The sequence below is a fragment of the Sphaerotilus uruguayifluvii genome (assembly GCF_013294065.1).
Taxonomy (GTDB): domain Bacteria; phylum Pseudomonadota; class Gammaproteobacteria; order Burkholderiales; family Burkholderiaceae_C; genus Sphaerotilus; species Sphaerotilus uruguayifluvii.
In genome coordinates, this window is the sequence record NZ_JABSNM010000012.1 from 122,399 (window position 1) to 133,229 (window position 10,831).

Consider the following 10,831-nt stretch of genomic DNA (forward strand, 5'->3'; position numbering starts at 1 on the left):
CGCGGAGCGATCCATGCACCCCGGCCGGCTGCCCCTGGAATCGACCGTGCGCGCGACCCGCGACGCGGACGACCCGCGCCCCGGCCTGGCGCGCCTGACCGCCGGCCTGCGCCGCGTGCCGACGCTGGCGGCGATGCTGCCGGAATGGCACCTGGTCGACCGGCGCGCGCCCGCCGACGTCGCCGCGGTCATGGCCTGGGGCCGCCGCCCCAGCGCCGAGGTCGCCGAGACCTTCGCCGCGCGCCACGGCCTGCCGCTGATCCGCGTCGAGGACGGCTTCCTGCGCTCGGTGGAGCTGGGCAGCCGCTGCCCGCCGCTGTCCATCGTCGTCGACGATCTCGGCGGCATCCACTACGACCCGCACCGGCCTTCGCGGCTGGAGCAGCAGATCCTGCAGCCGCGCGACGGCGCGGCGATCGCGCGGGCGCTGGCGCTGCAGCAGCAGTGGGTCGAGGCGCGGGTGTCGAAGTACAACCACGTGCGCGACGGCCTGCCCGGCGCGCTGCGCCACGAGGCGGCGCAGGCGCCGGTGCTGGTGATCGACCAGACCGCCGGCGACGCCTCGATCGCCGGCAGCGGCGCCGACGCGACCAGCTTCCCGCGCCTGCTCGAGGCCGCGCTCGACGAGCATCCACGCGCTCCGATCTGGCTGAAGGTGCACCCGGACGTGATCGCCGGGCGGCGCCGCGGCCATTTCGAGGCGCTGAGCGCGGCAACCTCGGCGCGGGTCACGCTGATCGCCGGCGACGTGCATCCGCCGGCGCTGCTCGAGGTCTGCCGCGCGGTCTATGTCGTCAGCTCGCAGATGGGCTTCGAGGCGCTGCTGCATGGCCGCCCGGTGCGCTGCTTCGGCTTGCCCTTCTACGCCGGCTGGGGCCTGACCGAGGACCACCTGCCGGCGCCGGCGCGCCGGCGCGGCCAGCCGCGCACGCTGGCCGACCTGGTCCATGCCGCGCTGATCGAGCATCCGCGCCATCTCGACCCCGAGACGGGCCGGCGCTGCGAGCCCGAGCGGCTGATCGAGCACCTGGCGCTGCAGCGGCGCATGCGCGCCCGCTGGCCGGCGCAGGTGCAGGCGCTGGGCTTCTCGCGCTGGAAGCGGCCGATCGTGCAGGCCTTCCTGCAGGGAAGCCAGGTCGAGCCGGTGCGCCAGCCGCAGCAGCTCGACCCGGCGCGGGCGGTGGCGGTCTGGGGCCGGCGCGATCTGCCGGGCCTGCAGCCGGGCACGCCGGTGCTGCGGCTGGAGGACGGCTTCGTGCGCTCGGTCGGCCTGGGCGCCGAGCTGGTGCGGCCGCTGTCGTGGATCGTCGACGACCTCGGACTGCACTTCGATGCCAGCCGCCCGAGCCGGCTCGAGCAGCTGCTGCAGCACCACGCCTTCGACGAGCCGCTGCGCCGGCGCGCCGCCATCCTGCGCCAGGCGCTGATCCAGGCGGGACTCACGAAATACAACGTCGGCCAGGGCGACTGGCGCCGGCCCGAGGGCGCGCGCCGGGTGGTGCTGGTGCCCGGCCAGGTCGAGACCGACGCCTCGATCCGCTGGGGCTGCGCGCAGGTGCGCGACAACGCCGCGCTGCTGGCCGCGGCGCGCCGTGCCGAGCCCGAAGCCTGGCTGGTCTACAAGCCGCATCCGGACGTGCTCGCCGGCCTGCGCCGCGGCGAGCGCGACCGGGTCGTGCCGGGCCGCGACTGCGACGAGGTGGTGACCACCGCGCCGATGCACCGGCTGCTCGACCAGGTCGACGCGGTGCATGTGATGACCTCGCTGGCCGGCTTCGAGGCGCTGCTGCGCGGGCGCGAGGTCGTCACCTGGGGCCTGCCCTTCTACGCCGGCTGGGGCCTGACCGACGACCGTGCGCCGCCCGACTCGCCCGCGCTGCGTCGGCGCCAGCGCCGGCTGCAGCTCGACGAGCTGGTCGCCGCGGCGCTGATCCTCTATCCGACCTATGTCAGCCGCCGCTCGGGCGCCTTCACCACGCCGGAGCGGGCGCTGCGCGAGCTGATCGAGTGGCGCGACGAACCGGTGCCGCGCGGCACCGCGCTGCGCCGCACGACGCGGCGCCTGCGGCTGGCGCTGCTGGGCACGCTGGCGCGGCTGCTCGGCCGCTGACGCCCGCCGGCCGCGGGATTGGGGCCGCGGCGCTGCACTTATCGCGACTTCGGATCGTCGCCACCTGCGCTGCAATCGACACATCCGGACACATCGTCCGGCCCTGCCGCCCGCCGACCGTGCCGATGTCCGCCCCACCCGTCCCGATGCCGCCCGCGCCCGAGCCCGAGGCGCCGTTCTGGCCGACGGCGTTCCGGGCCCTGGCACGGCACCGGCGCACGCTGATGCTGCAGGGCCCGATCGGCTGGTTCTTCGACCACCTCGCCGCCGTGCTGCGCAGCCAGGGCCAGACGGTCACCAAGGTGCACTTCAACGGCGGGGACCAGACCTTCTGGCGCCATCCCGGCGCGCTGCGCTTCGACGAGGGCATCGAGACGCTCGACGCCTGGCTGCGCATGCTGATCCGCTCGCGCCACATCGACGCGATCGTGCTGTTCGGCCAGATGCGCCCGGTGCACTGCATCGCCCGACAGGTCGCGCGCGAGCTCGGCATCGAGGTCTTCGTGTTCGAGGAAGGCTATCTGCGCCCCGACCATGTGACGATCGAGCGCCGGGGCGTCAACGCGCTGTCGCGGCTGCCGCGTGCGGCCAGCTTCTACGAGCAGCGCCTGCCCGAAGCAACCCTCGCGCCGCTGCCGCCCCCGGTGCCGACCGGCCAGAAGATGCACCGCACCGCGCTGCTGGCGATGCGCTACTACCTGGCGGCGACGCTGCTGCATCCGCGCTACCCGCACCGCGTCCACCATCGCTCGCTCGAGCCGGTCGGCGAAGGCCTGCGCTGGTTCGCCGGCGCCCTACGCAAGCCGCTGCAGGCCTGGCGCGAGCGGGGCCTGCAGGACCGGCTGTGCAGCCCGGCGATGTCGCGGCGCTGGTTCCTGGTGCCGCTGCAGGTGCATGACGACAGCCAGATCCGCCACCATTCGCGCTTCGCCGGCATGCACGACTTCATCGAGGAGGTGATGCGCTCCTTCGCGGCCGACGCGCCCGGCGAGCTGCACCTGGCGATCAAGCACCACCCGATGGACATCGCCTACAGCGACCACCGGCCGCTGATCCGGCACCTGACCCGCCAGCTCGGCCTGCACGGCCGCGTGCACTGCCTGCACGACCAGCACCTGCCGACGCTGCTCGACCACGCGCTGGGCGTCGTCACCGTCAACAGCACCGTCGGGCTGCAGGCGCTGCACCACGGCGCGCCGGTGCTGACGCTGGGCGAGGCGGTCTACGGCATTCCGGGGCTGGTGCATGACGGCCCGCTGCCGCACTTCTGGAACGAGCCCGGCCGGGTGGACAAGGCGCTGTACCGCAGCTTCCGCCGCCACCTGATCGAGCACACCCAGCTCAACGCCAGCTTCTACGCCCGCATGCCGGCGCTCGAGCAGGCGCCGGCGCCCGCGCCGGCCAGCCCGCGCCCGGCCGGCCCCTCGCCGCTGGTGCAGGCCTTCGACACCGGCTACCGGCTCGACGAGTTCGGCGGGCGGCCCTGAGCGGCGCGCTGCCGCACGGCCGGCCCGCGACTCAGGCCGGATGCGTGCCCGGCACCAGCAGGTGCGGCCCGATGTCCGCCACCGAGGTGCAGCCGCACAGCGCCATCGTCAGCTCCAGGTCCTCGGCGAGGATCTGCAGGCAGCGGTCGACGCCGGCGCGGCCCTGCGCGGCCAGGCCGTAGAGCCACGGCCGCCCGACCAGCGCGGCCTGCGCACCCAGCGCCAGCATCTTCAGCACGTCCTGGCCGGAGCGGATGCCGCTGTCGACCCAGACTTCCGGGCCGGTCTGCCCGGCGGCGCCGACCGAGCGCGCCGCCTCGACCGCACGCGGCAGCACCTCGACCGTGGCCGGCGCGCCATCGAGCTGGCGCCCGCCGTGGTTGGACACCACCACCGCCGCCACCCCGAGCCGCGCCGCCTGCGCGATGTCCTGCGGGTCCATCAGGCCCTTGAGGATCAGCGGCCCGCCCCACTGGCGCATCACCCACTCGACGTCCCGCCAGGACAGAGCCGGATCGACCTCGAGGTTCTTCCAGTTCGTCAGCGTCGACAGGTCCTTGACGCCGGGCGCATGGCCGATGATGTTGCCGAAGGTGCGCCGGCGGGTGCGCAGCATGCCCAGGCACCAGGCCGGATGGCGCATCAGGTCCAGCGCCACGCGCGGGCGCCAGAACTGCGGCGGCGTCGACAGGCCGTTGCGCACGTCCTTGTAGCGCCGACCCAGCAGCGGCGCGTCGACCGTCAGGATCAGCGCCGAGCAGCGCGCGGCCTTCGCGCGCTCGATCAGGCTGGCCGAGAAGCCGCGGTCGCGCAGCAGGTAGAGCTGGAACCAGAACGGCGACCGCGTCGCCGCGGCCACATCCTCGATCGAGCAGATGCTCATCGTCGACAGCGCGAAGGGCACGCCGAACTTCTCGGCCGCGCGCGCAGCGTGGATCTCGCCGTCCGGATGGAAGATGCCCGCCAGCCCGGCCGGGCCGAGCGCCACCGGCATCGCCACCGGCCGGCCCAGCATCGTCGAACGGACCTGCCGGCCCTCCAGGTCGACGGCGACGCGCTGGCGCAGACCGATCGCCGCCAGCCGCTCGGTGTTGGCGCGGTAGGTGCGCTCGGTCCACGATCCGGAGTCGATGTAGTCGTAGAACATGCGCGGCAGGCGGCGCTGCGCCAGCTGGCGCAGGTCCTCGATCGACGGGGCGAAAGGCACGGACGACTCTCCTCGGGCAGTGATGAACCGGAACGGAATCGATCCGGGTGCCGGGATGCTAGCGAGCCGCCCGCGCGCTTCTCGTGATTCCGCTCAGTGCCTGAGCCTGCGGCGGCCTCGCGCGGGCTCAGTTCGTGACGGATGACACCAGGATGCGCCGATCGACCGTGTCGATCGTGGTGTGGCCGCAGAAGGCCATCGTCAGGTCGAGCTCCCTGTGCAGGATCTCCAGCGCCTTCGTGACGCCGGCCTCGCCCATCGCGCCCAGGCCGTAGAGAAAGGCGCGGCCGATCATCGTGCCGCGCGCGCCCAGCGCCCGCGCCTTGAGCACGTCCTGGCCAGAGCGGATGCCGCCGTCCATCCAGACCTCGATGTCGCGGCCGACCGCCTCGGCGATGGCCGGCAGCGCCTCGATCGAGCTGGGCGCGCCGTCGAGCTGGCGCCCGCCGTGGTTGGACACCACCAGTGCGTCGGCGCCGGAGCCCGCCGCCAGCCGCGCGTCCTCGGGCTCCATCACGCCCTTGAGGATCAGCGGCCCGCCCCAGCGCTTCTTGATCCACTCGACGTCGGCCCAGCTCAGGCGCGGATCGAACTGCTGCGCGGTCCACTGCCCCAGCGAGCCCATGTCGTCGACACCCTCGACATGGCCGATGATGTTGCCGAAGCCGCGCCGCGGCGTGCCCAGCATGCCGAGGCACCAGCGCGGCTTGGTCATCATGTCGAGCAGGTTGGGCAGCGTCAGCTTCGGCGGCGCCGACAGGCCGCTCTTCAGGTCCTTGTGGCGCTGGCCGAGGATCTGCAGGTCCAGCGTCAGCACCAGCGCGCTGCAGCCGGCCGCCTTCGCGCGCTCGATCAGCCGCTCGACGAAGGCGCGATCGCGCATCACGTAGAGCTGGAACCAGAAGGGCTTCGTCGTGGCCGCGGCCACGTCCTCGATCGAGCAGATGCTCATCGTCGACAGCGTGAAGGGCACGCCGAACTTCTCGGCCGCGCGCGCGGCCAGGATCTCGCCGTCGGCATGCTGCATGCCGGTGAGGCCGGTCGGCGCGATCGCCACCGGCATCGCCACCGGCTGACCGATCATCGTCGTGGCGGTGCTGCGCCCGTCCATGTTGACCGCGACGCGCTGGCGCAGCTTCAGGCGGCGGAAGTCGTCCTCGTTGGCGCGGTAGGTCGACTCGGTCCAGGAGCCGGAGTCGGCATAGTCGTAGAACATGCGCGGCACGCGGCGCTGCGCCAGCCGGCGCAGGTCCTCGATGCAGGTGATGACGGTCATCGCGGGGGTCTCCTCGTGTCGTGGTCTCGTGGCCCGGGTCTGCGGATCGCGCCGATCCTAGGCCGCGCGCCGGACGCGGTCCCGGAAAGTTCTTCAGCCGACGGCGGAAAGACCGGCCACCGCCGTGTCGCACAGCTCGCCGGCGCGCCGGGCCAGCCAGGCGGCGAAGTCCTGCGCCGCCTGGCCGCCCTGGTGCACGACCGCGTGATAGAGACCGGGCGGGCGCACCGTCGGCCCGGATGTCACGAACAGCGGCCGCAGCGTGCCCGCCTGCAGCCAGGGTCGCGCCAGCGAGGGCCGCGCCAGCGCGATCCCGTGGCCGCAGGCGGCAGCCTCCAGCGCCAGACCCAGATCGAACAGGCGCGGCCCGCGCGCCGGCTCGTCCCAGTCCAGCCCGGCGGCCCGCAGCCACGGCCGCCACGGCTCCAGCGGCGCCCGCAGCAGCGGCGCACCCGCCAGGTCGGCCGGCACCGCCAGCGGCGCCAGCCGGCGCAGCAGCGCAGGGGCGGCCACCGGCACCAGCACGTCGTCCATCAGCGCCGGCACGCCGGCCGCGGCCGGGTCGCCATTGCGGATCTCGACGTCGGCGTCCACCTTCAGCCCGTCGACATACGGGATCGAGAGCACGATCTCGAGCTCGACCTGGGGCCACGCCGCCGCATGCTCGGCCAGCAGCGGCACCAGCACCTGGCGCGCGAAGGTCGGCGGCGAACTCACCCGCAGACGCTGCTGGCGCTGCACCGGCCGGCGGTGCAGCGGCACCGCCGCCAGCAGACCCAGCGCCACGCGCACCTGTTCGAGGTATTCCCGCCCGGCCGGCGTCGGCAGCACCGCACGCGGCTGACGGATCAGCAGCGGCGTGCCCAGCAGATCCTCCAGCGTGGCGACGCGCTTGGACACCGCGCTGGCGGTCACCGCCAGCTCCTCGGCCGCGCGCTCGAAGCTGCCCAGCCGCGCCACCGCCTCGAAGGCGCGCAGCCCCTCGATCGACGGGAAGCGCACGTCGGCGCCGGCGGGGGACAACGGAAGGGTCATCGCGCCGATTCTGCGCGATGACCCGCCAGATCGGTCTGCATTGCCGCATCTGCCACAAGACGAGTACAATCGAAAGCTTTTCGGAAATTTCCGAGCGCTCTGCCATGGGCAAACGCCTTGCGGCACGGCAGCGGAAGAGGTTTTCGGGAATGTCGTAACTTCAAACGGGAACAAGTTACCCATGCCTACCATCAACCAGCTGGTGCGCCAAGGCCGTGAGGTCGAGGTCACCAAGTCCAAGTCGCCTGCGATGCAGAACTGCCCGCAGCGCCGCGGTGTCTGCACCCGCGTCTACACCACGACCCCGAAGAAGCCGAACTCGGCTCTGCGTAAGGTCGCCAAGGTGCGCCTGACCAACGGTTTCGAGGTCATCTCGTACATCGGCGGTGAAGGCCACAACCTGCAGGAACACAGCGTCGTGCTCGTGCGCGGCGGCCGTGTCAAGGATCTGCCGGGTGTTCGCTACCACATCGTCCGCGGCTCGCTGGACCTGCAAGGCGTCAAGGATCGCAAGCAGTCCCGCTCCAAGTACGGTGCGAAGCGCCCGAAGAAGTGATCGGATCGCGGATCGTTCACTGATTCGTCATCGACTCGTCACCGCCCGCCCTCAGGCTGGCGTGTCGGCGGGCCCCGCGGCAGCATGCCGACGCCTGTGAGCGCGGATGACTGTCGAGTAAGCGGATGTCCAGGCTGCAAGTGACATCCCCGGCGACCGCAAGGTCAGCCAGCTGAAGCCCTGAAAGGAATTGAAATGCCTCGTCGTCGCGAAGTACCCAAGCGCGAGATCCTGCCGGATCCGAAGTTCGGATCGGTCGATCTGTCCAAGTTCATGAACGTCATCATGGAATCGGGCAAGAAGGCCGTCGCCGAGCGCATCATCTATGGTGCGCTCGACCAGGTCGAGAAGAAGGCCGGCAAGGATCCGCTGGAAATCTTCCTGACCGCGCTGAACAACGTCAAGCCGCTGGTCGAAGTCAAGAGCCGCCGCGTCGGTGGTGCGAACTACCAAGTTCCCGTGGAAGTTCGCCCGGTCCGCCGCATGGCCCTGGCAATGCGCTGGCTGAAGGAATCGGCACGCAAGCGCAGCGAGAAGTCGATGGCCCAGCGTCTGGCCAACGAGCTGCTGGAAGCCTGCGAAGGCCGTGGCGGCGCGATGAAGAAGCGCGACGAAGTGCATCGCATGGCCGAAGCCAACAAGGCGTTCTCGCACTTCCGTTTCTGATCGGGCCCGCCCGACCCTGACCCTTCTGACTGCCCCGTCCGGCCTTTCCTGGCCGTCTGGGGCTTTCTGCCTATCTGGAGTGACACATGGCTCGTCAGACCCCCATTGAGCGGTACCGCAACATCGGCATCTCCGCGCACATCGACGCCGGCAAGACCACCACGACCGAGCGCATCCTGTACTACACCGGCGTGAACCACAAGATCGGTGAAGTCCACGACGGCGCGGCCACGATGGACTGGATGGAACAGGAGCAGGAGCGCGGCATCACGATCACGTCGGCCGCGACGACCTGCTTCTGGAAGGGCATGGACCTGAACTATCCGGAACACCGCTTCAACATCATCGACACCCCGGGGCACGTCGACTTCACCATCGAGGTGGAGCGTTCGATGCGCGTCCTGGACGGCGCCTGCATGGTGTACTGCGCGGTCGGTGGCGTTCAGCCCCAGTCCGAGACCGTCTGGCGCCAGGCCAACAAGTACAAGGTGCCCCGTCTGGCGTTCGTCAACAAGATGGACCGCACCGGCGCGAACTTCTTCAAGGTCGTCGACCAGATGAAGACCCGCCTGCGCGCGAACCCGGTTCCCATCGTGATCCCCATCGGCGCCGAAGAGAACTTCAAGGGCGTCGTCGACCTGATCAAGATGAAGGCCATCTTCTGGGATGAAGCGTCCCAGGGCATGAAGTTCGAATACAAGGACATCCCGGAAGACCTCGTCGAAGTCGCCAACGAATGGCGCGAGAAGATGGTCGAGTCGGCCGCCGAGGCCTCCGAGGACCTGATGAACAAGTACCTCGAGTCGGGCGAACTGACCGAGGAAGAGATCAAGCTGGCGATCCGCACCCGCACCATCGCCACCGAGATCCAGCCGATGCTGTGCGGCACCGCGTTCAAGAACAAGGGCGTGCAGCGCATGCTCGACGCGGTCATCGACTTCCTGCCCTCGCCGGTGGACATCCCCCCGGTCGGCGGCACGGACGAGGACGACCAGCCGGTCAGCCGCAAGGCCGACGACAAGGAGAAGTTCTCCGCGCTGGCGTTCAAGCTGATGACCGACCCGTTCGTCGGCCAGCTGACCTTCGTGCGCGTGTACTCGGGCGTTCTGGCCTCGGGTGCTTCCGTCTACAACCCGATCAAGGGCAAGAAGGAACGCATCGGCCGCATCCTGCAGATGCACGCCAACCAGCGCGAGGAAATCAAGGAGATTCTGGCCGGCGACATCGCCGCCTGCGTGGGCCTGAAGGACGTCACCACGGGTGAGACCCTGTGCGATCCGGACGCGATCATCACGCTGGAAAAGATGATCTTCCCCGAGCCGGTGATCTCGCAGGCCGTCGAGCCGAAGACCAAGTCGGACCAGGAAAAGATGGGCATCGCCCTGTCGCGCCTGGCCGCCGAGGATCCGTCGTTCCGCGTGCGCACCGACGAGGAGTCCGGCCAGACCATCATCTCCGGCATGGGCGAGCTGCACCTGGAAATCATCGTCGACCGCATGAAGCGCGAGTTCGGCGTGGAAGCCAACGTCGGCAAGCCGCAGGTCGCGTACCGCGAGACCATCCGCTCGAAGGTCGAGAACGTCGAAGGCAAGTTCGTCCGCCAGTCGGGCGGCAAGGGCCAGTACGGTCACGTCGTCTTCACGCTCGAGCCGCTGGAGCCGGGTGGCAAGGGCTTCGAGTTCGTCGACGCCATCAAGGGCGGCGTGGTGCCGCGCGAGTACATCCCGGCGGTCGAGAAGGGCGTCATCGACACCCTGCCGAACGGCGTGCTGGCCGGCTTCCCGGTCGTCGACGTCAAGTGCACGCTGACCTTCGGTTCGTACCACGACGTGGACTCGTCGGAAAACGCGTTCAAGATGGCCGCCTCGATCGGCTTCAAGGAAGCGTGCCGCAAGGCCAGCCCGGTGATCCTCGAGCCGATGATGGCCGTGGAAGTCGAGACCCCGGAAGACTACGCCGGCTCGGTGATGGGCGACCTGTCCAGCCGTCGCGGCATGGTCCAGGGCATGGACGACATGGTCGGCGGTGGCAAGATCATCAAGGCCGAAGTCCCGCTGTCGGAAATGTTCGGCTACTCGACCACGCTGCGCTCGATGTCGCAGGGTCGTGCCACGTACACGATGGAGTTCAAGCAGTACGCCGAAGCTCCGCGCAACGTGTCCGAGCAGATCATCACCGCACGCGCCAAGTAAGCATGTGCACTCTGGCGCCGAAAGGCGCTAGAATCGCGCGATCCAGTTGCTGCCGCCCTTCGGGGTGGCAGCTTCTTTTTTGTCTCCGCAAGAGCCTGCCCGCCCCTGCCGGTGGTGGTGGATTCCCAGAGCCTCGAGAGACGTAAAACCGCCCACCGGCAATGTTCTTTGATCTGGAGATCAGAAATGGCTAAGGAAAAGTTCGAGCGGACCAAGCCGCACGTCAACGTCGGCACCATCGGTCACGTGGACCATGGCAAGACCACCCTGACGGCAGCGATCACGACCGTTCTGTCGAAGAA

9 protein-coding genes are annotated in these 10,831 nt (G+C 70.2%); 6 read left to right on the forward strand and 3 right to left on the reverse strand.

Features of this window, described 5'->3' with window-relative positions:
- The first annotated feature begins 13 nt into the window (after window positions 1-13).
- Together HNQ01_RS14305 and HNQ01_RS14310 are read left to right on the forward strand one after the other, a co-directional pair.
- On the forward strand, window positions 14-2,110 hold the full coding sequence (locus tag HNQ01_RS14305; protein ID WP_173806118.1) for a capsular polysaccharide biosynthesis protein: 2,097 nt from the start codon (window positions 14-16) through the stop codon (window positions 2,108-2,110).
- Between the two features lie 125 nt (window positions 2,111-2,235).
- Complete coding sequence (locus HNQ01_RS14310) at window positions 2,236-3,597, forward strand: capsule biosynthesis protein (RefSeq protein ID WP_173806119.1); 1,362 nt, start codon at window positions 2,236-2,238, stop codon at window positions 3,595-3,597.
- Window positions 3,598-3,628: 31 nt separating this feature from the next.
- Here HNQ01_RS14310 and HNQ01_RS14315 read toward each other — a convergent pair whose 3' ends face one another.
- The 3 genes from HNQ01_RS14315 to HNQ01_RS14325 form a co-directional block, all read right to left on the reverse strand.
- A complete protein-coding gene (locus HNQ01_RS14315; RefSeq protein ID WP_173806120.1) occupies window positions 3,629-4,804 on the reverse strand; it encodes an alpha-hydroxy acid oxidase in 1,176 nt (391 codons plus the stop codon).
- A 127-nt stretch (window positions 4,805-4,931) separates the two neighbouring features.
- Window positions 4,932-6,080, reverse strand: a complete 1,149-nt coding sequence (locus HNQ01_RS14320) for an alpha-hydroxy acid oxidase (protein ID WP_173806121.1) — start codon at window positions 6,078-6,080, stop codon at window positions 4,932-4,934.
- 93 nt (window positions 6,081-6,173) lie between these two features.
- Window positions 6,174-7,115 carry a LysR family transcriptional regulator gene (locus HNQ01_RS14325; protein WP_173806122.1) on the reverse strand — a complete coding sequence of 314 codons (942 nt, stop codon included), beginning with the start codon at window positions 7,113-7,115 and terminating at the stop codon, window positions 6,174-6,176.
- Between the two features lie 181 nt (window positions 7,116-7,296).
- Between HNQ01_RS14325 and rpsL the strand changes: the two genes are divergently transcribed.
- The 4 genes from rpsL to HNQ01_RS14345 all read left to right on the forward strand — a co-directional run.
- Entirely contained in the window at window positions 7,297-7,671 is a 375-nt protein-coding gene (gene rpsL / locus HNQ01_RS14330) for a 30S ribosomal protein S12 (protein WP_037481101.1), read from the forward strand.
- Between the two features lie 195 nt (window positions 7,672-7,866).
- Entirely contained in the window at window positions 7,867-8,337 is a 471-nt protein-coding gene (gene rpsG / locus HNQ01_RS14335; protein WP_173806123.1) for a 30S ribosomal protein S7, read from the forward strand.
- Window positions 8,338-8,423: 86 nt separating this feature from the next.
- Complete coding sequence (gene fusA, locus HNQ01_RS14340; protein ID WP_173806124.1) at window positions 8,424-10,529, forward strand: elongation factor G; 2,106 nt, start codon at window positions 8,424-8,426, stop codon at window positions 10,527-10,529.
- Between the two features lie 186 nt (window positions 10,530-10,715).
- The coding region (locus tag HNQ01_RS14345) for a GTP-binding protein (RefSeq protein ID WP_217427379.1) at window positions 10,716-10,831 on the forward strand (116 nt) is incomplete at its 3' end.